General features: G+C 69.8%; 16 protein-coding genes. 14 read left to right on the top strand and 2 right to left on the bottom strand.

Translation table 11 applies throughout. From position 1 onward, the window contains the following. Positions 1–69: 69 nt before the first annotated feature. On the bottom strand, positions 70–1,704 hold the full coding sequence (locus M8J73_RS02545; protein ID WP_249828169.1) for an NAD(P)H-binding protein: 1,635 nt from the start codon (positions 1,702–1,704) through the stop codon (positions 70–72). A gap of 317 nt (positions 1,705–2,021) precedes the next feature. Here M8J73_RS02545 and M8J73_RS02540 point away from each other — a divergent pair, with 317 nt between their 5' ends. Further along, a complete protein-coding gene (locus M8J73_RS02540; protein WP_055543314.1) occupies positions 2,022–2,681 on the top strand; it encodes an antibiotic biosynthesis monooxygenase family protein in 660 nt (219 codons plus the stop codon). A gap of 252 nt (positions 2,682–2,933) precedes the next feature. On the opposite strand, the gene M8J73_RS02535 is transcribed toward M8J73_RS02540, so the two are convergent. Then, complete coding sequence (locus M8J73_RS02535) at positions 2,934–3,344, bottom strand: winged helix-turn-helix transcriptional regulator (RefSeq protein ID WP_055537429.1); 411 nt, start codon at positions 3,342–3,344, stop codon at positions 2,934–2,936. 64 nt (positions 3,345–3,408) lie between these two features. Between M8J73_RS02535 and M8J73_RS02530 the strand changes: the two genes are divergently transcribed. The 13 genes from M8J73_RS02530 to M8J73_RS02470 form a co-directional block, all read left to right on the top strand. Next, a complete protein-coding gene (locus M8J73_RS02530; RefSeq protein WP_055537428.1) occupies positions 3,409–4,122 on the top strand; it encodes a DsbA family oxidoreductase in 714 nt (237 codons plus the stop codon). After that, positions 4,119–4,571 (top strand): redox-sensitive transcriptional activator SoxR, encoded by a 453-nt coding sequence (soxR, locus tag M8J73_RS02525; protein WP_055537427.1) that lies wholly within the window; start codon positions 4,119–4,121, stop codon positions 4,569–4,571. Before M8J73_RS02530 ends, soxR begins: the two co-directional genes overlap by 4 nt. Positions 4,572–4,784: 213 nt before the next feature. Continuing rightward, positions 4,785–6,563 (top strand): acetyl/propionyl/methylcrotonyl-CoA carboxylase subunit alpha, encoded by a 1,779-nt coding sequence (locus M8J73_RS02520; RefSeq protein ID WP_055537426.1) that lies wholly within the window; start codon positions 4,785–4,787, stop codon positions 6,561–6,563. 130 nt (positions 6,564–6,693) lie between these two features. Continuing rightward, a complete protein-coding gene (locus tag M8J73_RS02515; protein ID WP_055537425.1) occupies positions 6,694–8,169 on the top strand; it encodes an FAD-dependent monooxygenase in 1,476 nt (491 codons plus the stop codon). A gap of 101 nt (positions 8,170–8,270) precedes the next feature. Continuing rightward, positions 8,271–8,597: a TcmI family type II polyketide cyclase gene (locus tag M8J73_RS02510; RefSeq protein WP_055537424.1), complete on the top strand. Its 327-nt coding sequence runs from the start codon at positions 8,271–8,273 to the stop codon at positions 8,595–8,597. Beyond that, entirely contained in the window at positions 8,594–9,865 is a 1,272-nt protein-coding gene (locus tag M8J73_RS02505; RefSeq protein WP_055537423.1) for a beta-ketoacyl-[acyl-carrier-protein] synthase family protein, read from the top strand. The genes M8J73_RS02510 and M8J73_RS02505 overlap by 4 nt, the downstream gene beginning before the upstream one ends. Further along, a complete protein-coding gene (locus tag M8J73_RS02500; RefSeq protein ID WP_055537422.1) occupies positions 9,862–11,073 on the top strand; it encodes a ketosynthase chain-length factor in 1,212 nt (403 codons plus the stop codon). The genes M8J73_RS02505 and M8J73_RS02500 overlap by 4 nt, the downstream gene beginning before the upstream one ends. Before the next feature lie 90 nt (positions 11,074–11,163). Beyond that, the gene (locus M8J73_RS02495) at positions 11,164–11,421 is read left to right on the top strand and encodes an acyl carrier protein (protein ID WP_055537421.1); all 258 of its coding nucleotides are present in this window, start codon (positions 11,164–11,166) and stop codon (positions 11,419–11,421) included. A gap of 20 nt (positions 11,422–11,441) precedes the next feature. Further along, positions 11,442–12,263, top strand: a complete 822-nt coding sequence (gene fabG, locus M8J73_RS02490) for a 3-oxoacyl-ACP reductase FabG (protein ID WP_055537420.1) — start codon at positions 11,442–11,444, stop codon at positions 12,261–12,263. A 64-nt stretch (positions 12,264–12,327) separates the two neighbouring features. After that, positions 12,328–13,290 carry an aromatase/cyclase gene (locus tag M8J73_RS02485; protein WP_055537419.1) on the top strand — a complete coding sequence of 321 codons (963 nt, stop codon included), beginning with the start codon at positions 12,328–12,330 and terminating at the stop codon, positions 13,288–13,290. A gap of 2 nt (positions 13,291–13,292) precedes the next feature. Further along, a complete protein-coding gene (locus M8J73_RS02480) occupies positions 13,293–15,599 on the top strand; it encodes an SDR family oxidoreductase (protein WP_055537418.1) in 2,307 nt (768 codons plus the stop codon). A 14-nt stretch (positions 15,600–15,613) separates the two neighbouring features. Beyond that, entirely contained in the window at positions 15,614–17,047 is a 1,434-nt protein-coding gene (locus M8J73_RS02475) for an MFS transporter (RefSeq protein WP_079054695.1), read from the top strand. Between the two features lie 7 nt (positions 17,048–17,054). After that, positions 17,055–17,749: carboxyl transferase domain-containing protein (locus M8J73_RS02470; protein ID WP_283946245.1), on the top strand; the 695-nt coding region annotated here is incomplete at its 3' end.

The following is a 17,749-nucleotide window of genomic DNA, read 5'->3' as shown; positions in this document are numbered from 1 at the left end:
CCTCATACGTGTGCGGTGGTCGGGGACGGACTCACCGTGCCCCCGCCGGAAGTCGGTGCGCCGAGGGTCCTACAACTCGGGCTTCTGACCCCAGACGCAGAATCGCAGCATGGTGACGTCACGGTCCCGCGGGTCGTCGAGGCCCGCCACGAACGCCTCGAGGTTCTCGGCGCTCACCACTCCCCGCTCGATCATCGCGGGGCCCTGGAGCTTCATCCGCAACCGGATCAGTTCGCTGTCCAGTTCGTCCTGTCCCGGACCCAACGGGGTCACCCGCATCGAGACCGAGGTCAGTCCCGCCCTGGCGAACGTCGACGGCAGCCTGCGGCCCCAGTGCATGTCCGCGCCCACGGCCTTCCAGCCGGCGAAGTACGCGCCGATCAACGCCCGTGCGGCAGGACTGACGGCATGCTCGCTGGGCAGGAAGTAGAAGTCCTCCAGCAGGATCCAGCCACCCGGCGCCAGCCAGCGCACCACCCGCTCGAACGTCTCCTCGGCCTTGGGCAGGTGCTCGAACACGGCCCGGGCCAGGATGAGGTCGAGCGAGTCCGGCTCGACCTCGGCCTCCGCGACGTCCTGGCGCACCACCGTCAGGTTCGGCGCGCGCCGCTCGTCCAACCGGCGGATGTCGGTGTCGAGGGCGATCACCGAGCCCTGGTCGGCCTGTGCGGCCAGCCAGTACGACATGGAGCCCGCCCCCGCCCCCACCTCCAGGCAGCGCCAGCCCCGCCCGATCGGCAGGCTCGCCAGAATCTCCGTGGTGAGGGGGTCGTAGACCCGCTCCCACAGCAGAGCCAGGGCGTCCTCGTCCTCGGCGCCCGCGGGGGCCTTCGCGTCCTCGGCCCGGAAGGCATCGGCGTGCTCCTCCACCCATTCCCGGAAGGTCCGCGCGGGCCGGCCGGTGACATCCGCCACGACAGTGGATCCCACTTCCGGCTGCGTGGTGAGCATGGCGAAGTAGTCCAGCGCCCCGTCCGCGTACGCGGGGGGCCAGCCGGACTTCACCATCTCCTTCCGCGCGGCCTGTGCCTGGACGTCCCGCCAACCGAGTTGACGGCCGATCACATCGCCGATGATGTGGACCTGTTCCTCCTGGGTGAGCACCTCCGGCCCCGTCACCAGGTACTTCTTGCCGGCGTGCCCGTCCTCGGTGAGCGCGTGCACCCCCACGGCCGCCAGGTCCCCCTCGTGCACCGACGTCCGGGCGGCCGCGCCGTGCGGGAAGTGCACGGTCCCGCCGCCCTTGATCTGACCGGCGAAGCCGAACGCGTTCGCCATGAACCCCGTGGTGCGTAGAAACGTCCAGTCCAGACTTGTCCGCTCGATCAGCTCTTCCAGGTAGGCGTGGCAGTTGTTGTCCCGTCGCTCCAGCCCTATGTGCACGCCGACCGACGAGACCAGCACGATCCTTTCGGCCTGACGTTCGATCTTCGTCAGCACGGCGGGCGCGGTCTCCACGCTGAGGGTGAAGAACGGCCACATCCAGAAGACACCGTGGACACCGTCGAGAGCGGGGTCGAGGCTGTCGGGGTCGGCCAGGTCGCCATAGTGCAGTTCGACGCCCTCGGGAAGCTTGGCGATGTTGGGGTCGTCCTTCAGTACCAGGGCTCGGACCGTGGCGCCCGTCGCGAGCAACTGGGCGGCGGCGTGCGGACCCACGTTGCCGGTGGCCGCGGTGATCAAGAACGTGCGCTGGGCGGTCATGGGGCGGTTCCTCTCGAGCACTGGAGAGAAGACGAATTTCCGAATTCGGCGGTGGGACGGTCCGCGGGGAGCGAGTGCACGCGAGTGCGGCGAATGGACCCTGGGGCGGCGAATGGACCCGGATGAAAGCTTCTTCGTCATGCCGGGAAGCAGTCAAGGCTTCAATTCCAGATGCTCGTAAGTCTTCTTCAGAGAAATGTCAACTGCGGTGGGGCCCGGTGTCGTTCCAGGCGTCCGCCCGTGCACACTGGCGTCGAGCCGCACAGGTGGCGTAGGAAAACATGAAGCATGAAGGCCGAGAGCCGAAGGAGTTCAGAATGTCCCAGATGGTATTGACGGAGCCGGAGCCGGGGATCTTCGTCTTTGACAGCATCAAGGTGGCGGGTGACGGGGGCGCCGTCGAGTTGGTGGACGCGTTCAAGGAGACGGTGGAACGCGAGTACCGCGAGGCGCCCGGGTTCCTCGGCGCACGCGTCCACCTCAGTGTGGCGGAGGACACGATCGTCACACGGGTCCGCTGGGAGCGAGAGCAGGACTTCAAGGCGTACTCGGCCGCGGTGGCAGCGCGGGGCAACACCTTCACCGAGTGTCTCGCCAAGGCCACGATCACCGATCGGGCCGCTTTCGTCGGTACGCAGGTCGCGGGGTTCACCGGCCCGGACGCCGACAAGGAAGCGGGGTACAGCGTGGTGGCGACGCGACCGGTCCAGGACCGCGAGACGGCCATGAAGATCCATGACGTCCTGCTCAGGACAGGGGAATGGAAGCACACGATTCCCGGCTTCGTGTCCGCCACCCCGTATGTCAGCCTCGACGGCACGGAGTTCCTCAACAACCCCGCATGGGTGGACGAGGACGCCTTCCACGCCTACATGAACCACCCCAGCATCCCGGGCGGGCTGGCGGACGCGAAGGACCACGCGCTCGCCGAGCCGTGCGTGATCTCCTGCCGGTACTCGCGGGACATCGCTTCCTAGCGGCCGATGTCCGGTAGCCCGTCAGCAGCTTGAGTTCGACGGCGGCTTCGTCGCCGGGGCGGACGGGCCGCGGATCGCGGCGCATCCTGGCCTGATGGCGACCTGATCGGCGGCCGGGCCGTCGTGGGGTGCCGGGCGGCGAAGCTACGCAGGCCACGAGGCGGCAGCCGACTGACAGCCCCACCCAGCACCCCCGGGCGACCCCACCCCGCGAATGGCCCGATCAAGACGGTAGAGCCGGCTGACCGCACTTCACTTATGCGAGGTGCCGGCCGCCGCGTCGTACGCCGTCTGGGCGTCGACGATGTCGTGAGTGTGCAGGGTGATCCACTCGACGAGGGCGTGTGTGCGCTGGGCGAGTCCGCTGCCGAGCGGGGTCAGGCCGTACGAGACCCGGGGCGGCGAATCGGGCACGACCTCCCGGCTGACCAGTCCGTCCCGGCACAGGACGCGGAGGTTCTGGGACAGCATCTTCTCGCTGATCCCGCCGATCCGGTCCCGTAGCTCGTAGAACCGCAGGTCGCCTTCGCGCAACGCGCTGAGGATCAGCACACCCCAGCGGCTGGTGACGTGGTTGAGGACATGTCGTCCAGGACAGTCCGTATGGAACGCGTCACTTTCCCCGGCCGACTGATGGCGTGTGAGCTCGTCACGGACCTTCATGTACTGAGCTTACCCAGAGGTATGGGCTCACTTCCAGTAAGCCCATGTACCTAGGCTTGACGCCATGACAGAGATCACCGTGGACATCTGGTCCGACATCGTCTGCCTCTGGTGTCCGATCGGCAAAGCCCAGTTCGACACCGCTCTGGCGCAGTTCGACCATCGGGACGCGGTGACGGTGCGGTATCACAGCTTCGAACTCGACCCGGGTACACCGCGCGACAGCGCCCAGCCCCTGCTGGAGAGGTCGGCCCGCGACATGGGCACCAGCAAGGCGCACGCGGCCAAGGTGCTCGGGCAGGTCGCCTCGATCGCCGCGGATCTGGACCTGGAGTACCGGATCGACGCGATCCGCGTGGTCAACTCCTTCGACGCGCACCGCCTGACGCATTTCGCCGCAGGCCACGGTCGCGCCGACCTCATGCTGGGCCGGCTGATGGCGGCCTATACCGGCGAGGGGGCCGTGCTCTCCGACAGCGACACGCTGGTCCGCCTCGCGGGCGAAGTGGGGCTCGACCAGGAGGAGGCCGCGGAGGCGCTCAGGAGCGGCCGGTACGCCGATTCCGTCCGCCAGGACCAGCAGCTGGCTCGGCGGCTCGGCCTTCGCGGGGTACCCAGCTACGTCGTTCAGGAGACCTACGCGGTCTTCGGGCCGCAGAGCCCGGACGAGATGACCGCGCTGCTCCAGCAGGCCTGGGAGGACGCCGTCCGCTCCGACTCGGGGGCGGGCCATGGGGCCCCTGGTCCCATCAGCCCCTCCGTGGACTCCGGCGCATGAGCGATCCGCGGCCCGCGCCGCACATGACCATCAGTCAGTTCGCGCGGCGCGCCGGTGTGCCCACGTCCACGTTGCGCTTCTACGAGCGGCAGGGACTGGTCCGCAGCGCGCGCACCTCCGGGAACCAGCGCCGTTATGCGCGGGACACACTCCGGCGGGTCTCCTTCATCCGGGTGTCCCAGCGCCTCGGCATACCGCTCGCGGCGATCCGCGAGGTCCTCGACCTGCTGCCCGAAGGCCGTACTCCGACTCCGGAGGACTGGGCCCGCGTCTCGGAGCACTGGTACGAGGACCTGACCCGGCGCATCGAGCAGTTGATCGCCCTCCGGGACGCCCTGACCGACTGCATCGGCTGCGGCTGCCTCACCCTGGAGCGGTGCCAGTTGGCCAACCCCTATGACGTACTCGGCGAGAAGGGGCCGGGCGCCCATCGCCTCGGTATACGCTGAAACCCTGCGGGGGTTTCAGCGTGGCGATTGACATTCCTTTGACGTTGCCCGTCATTCATGTGGACGCCTTGACATTCTTCTGATGATTCATCACGGACCTCTTTATTTCCCGCCTTGACCTGCCCACGCGGAAACGAAGAGGATTTACACCACTCACCGATTCTCCTTCCTCGACACTCCGGAAGAGAGTGGTCCTTTTGAGGTGGTGTTTCCATGCCAGAAAAGGCCCTGATCTCCAATCGTGGCGAAATAGCCGTCCGTGTGGCGCGTGCGTGCCGGGATGCCGGTATCGCGAGCGTGGCCGTCTATGCCGACCCGGACCGGGACGCGCCGCATGTCCGCTTCGCGGACGAGGCGTTCGCCCTGGGCGGCGACGCTCCGGCCACGAGCTACCTCGACATCGAGAAGGTGCTGGGTGCGGCCCGTGAGTGTGGCGCGGACGGAGTGCACCCGGGCTACGGCTTCCTCTCGGAGAACGCGGACTTCGCGCAGGCGGTCCTGGACGCGGGCCTGATCTGGATCGGCCCGCCCCCGCAGGCCATCCGCGACCTCGGCGACAAAGTGGCGGCCCGTCACATCGCCCAACGTGCGGGCGCACCCCTCGTCGCCGGCACCTCCGACCCGGTCTCCGGAGCCGACGAGGTCGTCGCCTTCGCCGAGCAGCACGGTCTGCCCATTGCCATCAAGGCCGCCTTCGGCGGCGGCGGACGCGGCCTGAAGGTCGCCCACACCCTCGAAGAAGTCCCCGAGCTGTACGACTCCGCCGTCCGGGAGGCCGTCGCCGCCTTCGGCCGCGGCGAGTGCTTCGTCGAGCGCTACCTCGACAAGCCCCGCCACGTCGAAACCCAGTGCCTGGCCGACCGCCACGGCAACGTGGTCGTCGTCTCCACCCGCGACTGCTCCCTGCAACGCCGCCACCAGAAACTCGTCGAAGAAGCCCCCGCCCCCTTCCTCACCGACGAACAGAACGCCGAGCTGTACCGCGCCTCCAAGGCCATCCTCAAGGAAGCGGGCTACATCGGTGCCGGCACCGTGGAGTTCCTCGTCGGCAACGACGGCACCATCTCCTTCCTGGAGGTCAACACCCGCCTCCAGGTCGAACACCCGGTCACCGAGGAAGTCACCGGCATCGACCTGGTACGGGAGATGTTCCGCATCGCCGACGGCGAAGAACTCGGCTACGACGACCCGCCCCTGCGCGGCCACTCCTTCGAGTTCCGCATCAACGGTGAAGACCCCGGCCGCGACTTCCTCCCTGCCCCCGGCGCCGTCACCACCTTCACCCCGCCCACCGGTCCCGGCGTCCGCCTCGACGCCGGCGTCGAATCCGGCAGCGTCATCGGCCCCGCCTGGGACTCTCTGCTCGCCAAGCTGATCGTCACCGGCGCCACCCGCCAACAGGCCCTCCAGCGCGCAGCCCGCGCCCTGAGCGAGTTCACCGTCGAAGGCATGGCCACCGCCATCCCCTTCCACCGTACGGTCGTCACCGACCCGGCCTTCGCCCCCGAACTCACCGGCTCGACCGACCCGTTCACCGTCCACACCCGCTGGATCGAAACCGACTTCGCCAACGACATCAAACCCTTCACCGCCCCCGCCGACACCCCCGCGGCCAAGGACGAGGCCGGCCGCGAAACCGTCGTCGTCGAGGTCGGCGGCAAACGCCTGGAGGTCTCCCTCCCCGCCTCCCTCGGCATGACCCTCGCCCGCACCGGCCTGGCCGCCGGCGCCAAGCCCGCACGCCGTGCCGCGAAGAAGTCCGGCCCCGTCGCCTCCGGCGACACCCTCGCCTCTCCCATGCAGGGCACCATCGTCAAGGTCGCCGTCGAGGAAGGCCAGGACGTCGAGGAAGGCGACCTGGTCGTCGTCCTCGAAGCCATGAAGATGGAACAGCCCCTGAACGCGCACAAAGCGGGCACGGTCAAGGACCTCGGAATCGAGGTCGGGGCCGCCGTGGCCCAGGGCGCGGTCATCTGCGAGATCAAGGACTGACGAACCGTCCGGGCCGCAGACCGTCCGGGCCGCAGACCATCCGGGCCACAGTTCTGATCCGCTGGGCTGCTTGCCGACATGTGCGCCAGAAATCCCCTGAATTCTGACCGTGGTCGACCGAGGAGAACATATGGACGCCGAAGTAATTGTCGTCGGAGCGGGGCCGGCCGGGTTGATGCTCGCCGGGGAGCTACGACTGGCGGGTGTCGACGTCGTCGTCATCGAGCGCCTGGCCGCACGGACGGGTGAGTCCAGGGGCCTGGGGTTCACGGCGCGCACCATGGAGGTCTTCGACCAGCGGGGGCTGCTCTCGCGGTTCGGTGACATCGAGATCAGCAACCAGGGCCACTTCGGCGGTCTGCCCGTCGACTTCGCCGTGCTCGACGGCGCTCACCAGGCCGCCAAGACCGTGCCGCAGTCCCACACGGAGACGGTTCTGGAGAACTGGGCCGAGGAACTGGGCGCGGACATCCGGCGCCGGCACGAGCTGCTGTCCCTCAAGGACACCGGTGACCTGGTGGAGGTCGAGGTCCAAGGTCCGGACGGCGTACACCAGTTGACCGCCGGTTATCTGGTGGGCTGTGACGGCGGGCGCAGTGTCGTGCGCAAGACCGTGGGCTTCGACTTCCCGGGCACACCGGCCACGTTGGAGATGTTCCTCGCCGATGTGAAGGGGCTCGACCTGGAGCCCCGCATGATCGGTGAGACGTTGCCGGGCGGCATGGTCATGGTCGGTCCGCTGCCCGGTGGGATCACCCGGCTGATCGTGTGCGAACGGGGCACGCCGCCGCAGCGGCGGGAGACGCCGCCCTCCTACGACGAGGTGGCGGCGGCCTGGAAGCGCCTCACCGGCGACGACATCTCGCACGGTGAGCCGGTCTGGGTCAGTTCGTTCGGCGATGCGACGCGCCAGGTCACCGAGTACCGGCAGGGCCGGGTCTTCCTGGCCGGCGACTCGGCGCACATCCACCTCCCGGCAGGCGGCCAGGGGATGAACACCAGCATCCAGGACGCCGTGAACCTGGGCTGGAAGCTGGCCGCCGTGGTGCGGGGCCGGGCCCCCGAGTCCCTGCTGGACACCTATCACGACGAGCGCCACCCGGTGGGCCGGCGGTTGCTGATGAACACCCGGGCCCAGGGGCTGCTCTTCCTGAGTGGGCCCGAAGTGCAGCCGCTGCGCGATGTGTTCACCGAGCTGATCACCTATCTGCCGGTGAGCCGGCACCTCGCCGGGATGGTCAGCGGTCTGGAGATCCGGTACCCGGTCGCCGGGGGACGGCATCCGCTGCTCGGTCGCCGTATGCCGCACCTGAAGCTGTCCGAGGGCACCGGCAGGAGCGTCGGCAGCAGCACGGAGGCGCTGCACGCGGGGCGCGGTGTCCTGCTCGACCTGGCCGACAATCCGGAGCTTCGGCGCCGCGCCGCCGGGTGGCGGGACCGCGTGGACATCGTGACCGGGCAGCCGCAGGGCCTCGCCGAGGACAGTGAGCTCGCGGGCACCACCGCCGTGCTGATCCGCCCCGACGGCTACGTGGCGTGGGCGGCGCCCGGCTGCCACAGCGATCTGCCCATGGCCCTGGACCGCTGGTTCGGCCCCGCCGGCTAGGTCGTCCTCCCGAACCGGTGTCCCGAACCGGTGTCCCGAACCGGTGTCCCGTACCGGAAACCGCAGGAAACGAACGAAAAGCAGAGGAAAGCGAGAGAAGCATGCACAGTACCCTGATCGTCGCACGGATGGCGCCGGACTCCAGCGCTGACGTGGCACAGCTGTTCAACGCCTTCGACACGACGGACATGCCCCATCGCATGGGCACCCGACGCCGCCAGCTCTTCTCGTACCGGGGCCTCTACTTCCACCTCCAGGACTTCGCCGAGGACAACGGCGACCGGCTCATCCAGGAGGCCAGGACGGACCCCCGGTTCGTCGCCATCAGCGACGACCTGAAGCCCTTCATCGAGGCCTACGACCCGGCGACCTGGCGCTCCCCGGCCGACGCCATGGCCACCCGCTTCTACCACTGGGAGGCCAGGTGAGCGGGCGACGGGTCGTCATCACCGGGATGGAGGTCCTCGCTCCCGGCGGTGTCGGTGTCAAGAACTTCTGGGAGCTGTTGAGCGAGGGACGGACCGCGACCCGTCGGATCACCTTCTTCGATCCTTCGCCGTTCCGCTCCCGGGTCGCGGCGGAGATCGACTTCGATCCCGAGATGCACGGACTGCGCCCGCAGGAGGTGCGGCGCATGGACCGGGCCGCGCAGTTCGCGGTCGTCGCGGCGCGCGGTGCGGTCGCGGACAGCGGGATCGAGCTCGACTCCTACGATCCCTTTCGTGTCGGCGTCACCATCGGCAGCGCCGTGGGCGCCACGACGGGCCTCGACCAGGAGTACCGGATCGTCAGTGACGGCGGTCGGCTGGAACTCGTCGACCACGAGTACGCCGTACCCCATCTGTACGAGTACCTGGTGCCCAGTTCCTTCACCGCCGAGGTCGCGCGGACGGTCGGTGCCCGGGGTCCCAGCACGGTGGTGTCCACGGGCTGCACCTCGGGTCTGGACTCGGTGGGTCACGCCGTCGAGCTGATCCGTGAGGGTTCCGTCGACGTCATGATCGCCGGTGCGACGGACGCGCCGATCTCCCCGATCACCATGGCGTGCTTCGACGCCATCAAGGCGACCACGCCCCGGCATGACGAACCGGAGCGGGCCTCCCGCCCCTTCGACGGCACCCGCAACGGATTCGTGCTGGGCGAGGGAGCGGCGGTGTTCGTCCTGGAGGAGCTGGAGAGTGCCGCCGCGCGCGGCGCCCATGTGTACGCCGAGATCGCGGGGTACGCCACCCGCAGCAACGCGTACCACATGACCGGTCTGCGGCCGGACGGCGCGGAGATGGCCGAGGCGATCCGGGTCGCGCTCGACGAGGCGCGGATGCCCGGTGACCAGATCGACTACATCAACGCCCATGGCTCGGGCACCAAGCAGAACGACCGTCATGAGACGGCGGCGTTCAAGCGAAGCCTCGGCGACCACGCCTATCGGACCCCGGTCAGCTCCATCAAGTCGATGGTCGGCCACTCGCTCGGCGCGATCGGGGCCATCGAGATCGCCGCGTCCGCCCTCGCCATGGAGAACAACACGGTGCCGCCCACCGCCAACCTGCACACCCCCGACCCCGAGTGCGACCTGGACTACGTCCCGCTGGAGGCGCGCGACCAGCTCACGGACGCCGTCCTCACCGTGGGCAGCGGCTTCGGCGGTTTCCAGAGCGCGATGGTGCTGGCCCGGCCCGACCGGAGGGTCGCATGAGCGCGTCGGCCGTGGTGACCGGCCTCGGGGTGGCCGCGCCCAACGGCCTGGGCACGGACGAGTACTGGAAGGCCACGCTGGTCGGCCGGAGCGGGATCGGCCCGATCACCCGCTTCGAGCCGAGTTCCTATCCGGCGCGGCTGGCGGGTGAGATTCCCGGCTTCGTCGCGCAGGAGCACATCCCGGGCCGTCTGATCCCGCAGACCGACCGGATGACCCAGCTCGCGCTGGCGGCGGCGGACTGGGCGCTGCGGGACGCCGGGGTCGAGCCGGGTGAACTGCCCGCTTTCGACATGGGTGTGGTGACGGCCAGTTCCTCCGGCGGCTTCGAGTTCGGTCAGGGCGAACTGCGCAAACTGTGGTCCCAGGGCAGTGAGTACGTCAGCGCCTACCAGTCGTTCGCGTGGTTCTACGCCGTCAACAGCGGCCAGATCTCGATCCGCAACGGAATGAAGGGCCCCAGCGGAGTGGTCGTGAGCGACCAGGCCGGCGGACTGGACGCCCTCGCGCAGGCCAGGCGCCAGATCCGCAAGGGGACCCCGCTCGTCGTCTCCGGCGGTGTCGACGCCTCGATCTGCACCTGGGGCTGGGTGGCCCAGCTCGCCGGCGGCCGTCTGAGCACCAGCGACGATCCCGCGCGGGCCTATGTGCCGTTCGACGCGGAGGCCCGGGGACATGTGCCGGGCGAGGGCGGCGCCATCCTGATCGTGGAGGACGGGGCGGCGGCCCGTCGGCGCGGAGCGCGCGTGTACGGCGAGATCGCCGGCTATGCGGCGACCTTCGACGCCGGGCCGGAAACCGGCCGTGAGCCGGGTCTGGGCAAGGCGATCGAGCTGGCTCTGGCGGACGCCGGGGCACGGCCGTCGGACATCGACGTGGTGTTCGCGGACGCGGCGGCGGTCCCGGAACTGGACCGCGCCGAGGCGGCGGCGATCAACGCGGTCTTCGGCCCGCGCGGGGTGCCCGTGACCGCGCCGAAGACCATGACCGGTCGGCTCTACTCCGGTGCCGCCGCCCTCGATGTCGCGACCGCGCTGCTGGCCGTCCAGGACGGTGTCATACCGCCGACCAGCAACGTCGAACCCGCCGCCGACCATGACCTCGACCTGGTCACCGGCGAGCCCCGCCGTCTTCCCGTGCGCAGCGCCCTGGTACTGGCCCGCGGCCACGGCGGTTTCAACTCCGCGCTCGTCGTACGGGCCGTCTGACCAGCCCGGCGGCACGGGCCGCCGACCGGGCGCGCCCCCACACGCGCCACGCCCCCCTCGCACACCCCGATGACCGGAAGGGAAACACACATGTCCCCGTTCACTCTCGTCGACCTCAAGCGGATCCTCCTCGAAGGCGCGGGCGCCGACGAAGGCGTCGACCTCGACGGCGAGATCCTCGACATGGAGTTCGTGGAGCTGGGCTACGAGTCCCTCGCCCTGCTGGAGACCAGCAGCCGCATCGAGCGTGAGTACGACATCTCGCTGGACGAGTCGGCGATGGCCGACGTGACGACGCCGCGCGCGCTCATCGACCTGGTCAACAGCCACCTCGCCGCCGCGGCCTGAACCGAGCACGGAGGAAGAACATGACCGTCACCCCTGTCGCCGAACAGCGGGACACCGACAGCGAAACGACGCGGAAGGTCGCGCTCGTCTCCGGTGCCACCAGCGGTATCGGGCTCGCCGTGGCCCGGCTGCTGGCCTCGACCGGCCATCGGGTGTTCATCGGCGCCCGGAACGCCGAGAACGTCGCCGCCACCGTCAAGGAGCTGTGCGAGGAAGGCCTCGACGTGGACGGCGCCGTCCTCGACGTCCGTTCGACGGACGCGGTGCGACAGTTCGTCGAAGCCGCCGTCGAACGCTTCGGCACCGTCGACGTGCTGGTCAACAACGCCGGCCGGTCCGGTGGTGGGGTCACCGCCGACATCGACGAAGAACTGTGGCAGGACGTCATCGACACCAATCTCCACAGCGTGTTCCGGATGACCAAGGAAGTCCTCACCACCGGCGGCATGCGTCAGAAGAAGCGCGGGCGCATCATCAACATCGCCTCGACGGCCGGCAAGCAGGGCGTCGTCCTGGGCGCCCCCTACTCGGCCTCCAAGCACGGCGTCGTCGGTTTCACCAAGGCCCTGGGCAATGAGCTGGCGCCGACCGGCATCACCGTCAACGCGGTCTGCCCGGGCTATGTCGAGACGCCGATGGCGCAGCGCGTCCGGCAGGGCTATGCCGCGGCCTACGACACCACCGAGGAGGCGATCATGGAGAAGTTCTCCGCGAAGATCCCGCTCGGCCGCTATTCCACCCCGGAAGAGGTCGCCGGTCTCGTCGGCTACCTGGTGTCCGACCCCGCTGCCTCCATCACCTCGCAGGCCCTCAACGTCTGCGGCGGCCTCGGCAACTTCTGACCGCCGACCGTACGGCACCCGCCCCTCGGGCTCCTTGGGACCCCCGCCGGAAAGGAGAACAGACATGCCCCCCAGCGCACTTCGCGAGGTCGAGCACGAGATCGTCGTGGCGGCACCGGCCGCCGACGTGTACCGGCTCATCGCCGAGGTCGAGAATTGGCCGAGGATCTTCCCACCGACCATCCACGTGGACCATGTGGAACGCGGTGAGAAGGAGGAGGTCATCCGGATCTGGGCCACCGCCAACGGCGAGCCCAAGAACTGGACCTCGCGCCGCACCCTCGACCCCGAGGCCCTGCGGATCGGTTTCCGCCAGACGATATCGACCCCTCCGGTGGCCACGATGGGCGGCACCTGGGTCATCGAGACGCTCTCGGACAGCGAGTCCCGGGTCCGTCTGCTGCACGACTACCGCGCGGTCGACGACGACCCGAAGAGCCTGGAGTGGATCGACAACGCCGTCGACCGCAACTCCCGCTCCGAACTGGCGGCTCTGAAGGGCAATGTGGAACGGGCCGTCGCCCAGTCCCGGGAGCTGTTGCTGTCCTTCGAGGACAGCGTCCGGATCAACGGCTCCGCCAAGAACGTCTTCGACTTCGTCAACGAGGCCCAGCTGTGGGCCGAGCGACTGCCGCACGTGGCCAAGGTCCGGTTCGAGGAGGACACCAACGGGCTGCAGACCCTGGAGATGGACACCCGGGCCAAGGACGGTTCCACGCACACCACGAAGTCCATCCGGGTGACCTTCCCCCACCACAAGATCGCGTACAAGCAGATCACCCTGCCCGCGCTCATGTCCCTGCACACCGGCTACTGGACGTTCGTGGAGCACGAGGAGGCCGACGGCACCGTCGTCACCACCGCGTCCTCGCAACACACCGTGGTGATCAACCCGGAGAACATCACCCGCGTCCTCGGCCCCGAGGCCGGCGTCGCCGAGGCCCGCGAGTACGTCCAGGGCGCGCTGAGCACCAACAGCCTGGCCACGCTCGGCCACGCCAAGGACTACGCCGAAGCCAAGGGTTGACCATGGCCGGCGCAGCGGACGTACAGCCCCGTATCGACACCCAGGTCGTCGTGGTGGGGGCGGGCCCCGTGGGGCTGATGCTCGCCGGGGAACTGCGGCTCGGCGGGGTGGACGTCGTCGTGGTGGAGAGCAGGGCCGAACCGACCACCGAGTCACGTGCGTCGACCCTGCACGCCCGCACCATGGAGATCTTCGCCTCCCGGGGGCTGCTGAACGGCTTCGGGGAACTGCCGAACGACGTCATGGGCCACTTCGGCGGCATCCCGCTGGACCTGACACTGCCGGGCCCGTACCCCGGCCAGTGGAAGGCCCCCCAGGTCCGCACGGAAGCGGTCCTCCAGGAGTGGGCCCTGTCTCTCGGCGCCCGTCTCCGACGCGGTCACGCACTCACCTCGGTGACGCCTCATCAGGACCGGGTGGAGGCCGAGGTGTCGGGGCCCGCCGGGCCGGTCCGGATCAGCGCGCAGTACCTCGTCGGCTGCGACGGCGGGCACAGCACGGTCCGCCGGCTCACCGGGGCGGAGTTCCCCGGCCGGGACGCGGGCCGGGAGCTGATCCGGGCGGACGTCGCCGGGATCGACATCCCGGCCCGGCGCTTCCAGCGGCTGGAGCGGGGGCTGGCCATCGCGGCCCGCAATCCGCAGGGGGTCACCCGGGTCATGGTGCACGAGTTCGGCAGCGCCGCCGGACAGCGCACCCGTGACCCGGAGTTCGCCGACATCCGCGACGCCTGGCGGCGCGTCACCGGCGAGGACATCTCCCCCGGCACACCGCTGTGGGTCAACTCCTTCGACGACGCCTCCCGCCAGCTGGCCCGGTACCGGCACGGCCGCGTGCTGTTCGCGGGCGACGCGGCCCATCAGCAGATGCCCATCGGAGGCCAGGCGCTCAACCTCGGCCTCCAGGACGCGGTCAACCTCGGCTGGAAGCTGGCCCTCCAGGTCGGCGGCCGGGCGCCCGCCGGACTCCTCGACAGCTACCACGCCGAACGTCACGCCGTCGGCCGGCGGGTCCTGGCGAACATCAACGCCCAGGCGCTGCTGCTGCTCGGCGGCCCGGAGGTGGAGGCCGCCCGCAGCGTCCTCGCCGAAATCATCGCCCTGGAACCCGTCCGGCAACGGCTGGCCGGGGCGGTATCCGGCCTGGACATCCGCTACGACACCGGCCCCGGCGGCCCTTCGCTGCTGGGTGCCCGCCTGGCGCACGGTCACCCCGTGCGCTCCGGCCGGGGCCTGCTGATCGACGCCTACGGCGACCCGGAACACCACCTGCGGCTGCGCCGGGCCGCCGCGCCCTGGGCGGACCGGGTGGACGTCCTGGCGGCCGGACCGGAGGCCGTCGGGCTGTCCGGCACCGATGCCGTGCTCGTCCGCCCGGACGGCCATGTCGTCTGGATCGCCTCGGCCGGACCTCCCGGCCCGGAACCACTGGTCGCGGCCCTGCGGACCTGGTTCGGAGAGCCGGCGCGGCTCGACCACGCCGACGCCGCACGAAACCTCTCGGTCGAACGGACCACACGAAACCCCCCAGCCGAACGGAGACACAACATGAACAGGCTCACCGGCAAGACGGCACTGGTCACGGGATCGAGCCGGGGCATAGGCCGCGCGATCGCCGAACGGCTGGCCCGGGAGGGGGCGCTCGTCGCGGTGCACTGCTCCACCGGCGTGGAGGCGGCCGAGGACGTCGTCACGTCGATCGAGAGTGACGGCGGCCGGGCCTTCGTGGTGCAGGCCGAACTCGGTGTGCCCGGCGACGTCCACGAGTTGTTCCTCGCCCTCGAACAAGGGTTGAAGGAGCGCACCGGGTCGACCGATCTGGACATCGTCGTCAACAACGCCGGGGTGATGGGCGGAGTCTCCGTGGAGGACACCACCCAGGAGAAGTTCGACCGGCTGTTCGCCGTCAATGTCAGGGCGCCGTTCTTCATCATCCAGCGGGCCCTGGCCAACCTGACCGAGGGGGGCCGTATCGTCAACATCTCCTCCGGCCTCACCCGCTTCGCCAACCCCGACGAGATCGCGTACGCGATGACGAAGGGAGCGGTGGAGCAACTCGCCCTGCACTTCGCCAAGTACCTCGCACCGCGCAACATCACCATCAACAGCGTGGCGCCGGGCATCACCCGCAACGGCAGTCCCGTCTTCGACATACCGGAGGCGGTCGAGCAGATGGCGCAGCTGTCGGCTTTCGGCCGGGTCGGGGAGCCGCGGGACGTCGCCGACGTCGTGGCCTTCCTCGCCTCCCCCGACGCACGCTGGGTCACCGGCGCGTTCATCGACGCCAGCGGCGGAACGCTGCTCGGCTGAGGGGCGGATCACCGATGACGAGACCCAGGAGTGTTCCCGAGGGAGCGTGGGGTTCCCCCGAAGCCGGGCCGACGGCCGGGCGGTGGGGTGCGGGGCAGTGGGGCCTGCTGATCGTGCTGGCGGGCAACATGCTCATCGACGCGCTCGAGGTGTCCGTGGTGATCGTGGCGCTGCCCTCGGTCGGCGCGGGCCTCGGGATGCCGTTGGTCGCATCGCAGTGGCTGGTCAGCGGGTTCGCTCTGGGGTTCGGCGGGCTGCTGCTGTTCGGTGCCCGTGTGGTGGAGGCGCTGGGACGCCGCCGGGTCTATCTGGCCGCGCTCCTCGTCTTCGCCGCCGCGTCCCTGATGGCCGGCCTGACGAGCGAGCCGTGGCTGCTGATCGCCATGAGGTTCGTCAAGGGCTGCTGTGCCGCGCTCACCGCTCCGACCGGGCTCGCGATCATCAGTTCCGCGTTCCGCGAGGGCCCGGACCGCGATCGGGCGGTCTCGGTGTACGCGTTCTTCGGCGCCGCCGGGTTCACCTCCGGACTGCTGTTGTCCGGGGCGCTCACCGGGATCGGCTGGCGGTGGGCCTTCCTGTTCCCCGCTCCCGCCGTACTCGTCCTCCTCGTCCTCGGACTGCGGCTCGTCCCCGTAGACGAGCCGGGTCCGTCGATGAGGCGGTCCTTCGACGCGACCGGCGCCGCGTCCTTCACCGGAGCGCTGTCGGCGCTGGTGTACGGGGTGATGTCGGTCCCCCGGGCCGGCTGGTCCGCGCCGCCCACGATCATCGCCTTCGCACTCGCCGCGCTGCTCGCAGCGGTCTTCGTCACCGCGGAACGGTTCGCGCGGCAGCCGCTGATCCGCTTCGAGGTGCTCGCCAACACCATGCTCGTCCGCTCGATGCTCGGCGCAGCGGCCCTCAACGGCTCCTACCTGGGGCTGCTGTTGCTCGCCACGGTGCGCCTGCAGACCCGGCACGGTTGGTCCCCCTGGCAGACGGCGCTGGCCTTCCTGCCAGCGAGCGCCCCGGTGGTCGTCACCACGCTGTTGACGCAGCGGCTGGTGAAGCGGTTCGGCACGGCTCGGCTGATCGCCCTGGGAGCGCTGTGCCCGGTGGCGGCCTGTCTGCTGTACGCCGTGCGGGCGTCCGGTACGACCGTCCGCTACACCACCGACGTACTGCCGTCGCTGCTCCTGATGGGCGCCGGGTTCGTGCTGGCTTTCGCGGCGCTCAACATCCAGGCCACGTCGCGGATCGCGGCATCCGAGCGGGCGACCGCCGCGGCCCTGTACCAGACCGCCGTTCAGTTCGCGGCTGCCCTGGTCCCGGCCGTGGTCGCCGCGGTCGTCGCCTCGGGCGCGGGAGAGCGGACGGCCGCCCTGTCCGTCCTCGCCGTCGCCCTGGTGGGCGTCCTGCCGTACGCCGCGGACCGCGTGGTCGCCCACCACGGTTCCACACGAGAGTGAGAGACCCATGCTCGCAACCGACACAACCGCCGCCGACCCGGCCGTCAGGACGGCCTCGCCGCCCACCGCGCGCGAACGCCTGGACGAACTCCGGCTGCTCAAGGAGGAGGCCCGGGACGGAACGGACCCGAAGGCCACCGAACGCCAGCACGCCAGGGGGAAGTTGACCTCCCGGGAGCGTATCGAGCTGCTGCTGGACCCGGGCTCCTTCAACGAGGTCGAGCAGCTGCGCCGGCACCGGGCCACCGGCTTCGGTCTGGAGGCCAAGAAGCCGTACACCGACGGTGTGATCACCGGCTGGGGCACGGTGGAGGGCCGCACGGTCTTCGTCTACGCCCATGACTTCCGTATCTTCGGCGGCGCCCTGGGTGAGGCCCACGCCACGAAGATCCACAAGATCATGGACATGGCCATCGCGGCCGGTGCCCCGCTGGTCTCCCTCAACGACGGCGCCGGCGCCCGTATCCAGGAGGGCGTCTCCGCCCTCGCCGGCTACGGCGGCATCTTCCAGCGCAACACCAAGGCGAGCGGTGTCATCCCGCAGATCAGCGTGATGCTCGGCCCCTGCGCGGGCGGCGCGGCCTACAGCCCCGCCCTGACGGACTTCGTGTTCATGGTCCGCGAGACCTCGCAGATGTTCATCACCGGCCCGGACGTCGTCAAGGCGGTGACCGGCGAGGAGATCACGCAGAACGGCCTGGG

It is taken from the genome of Streptomyces neyagawaensis, from assembly GCF_023516595.1.
GTDB lineage: Bacteria > Actinomycetota > Actinomycetes > Streptomycetales > Streptomycetaceae > Streptomyces > Streptomyces neyagawaensis.
The sequence above is the reverse complement of the archived record's forward strand: the minus strand, read 5'-3'. Positions and strand labels throughout refer to the sequence as shown.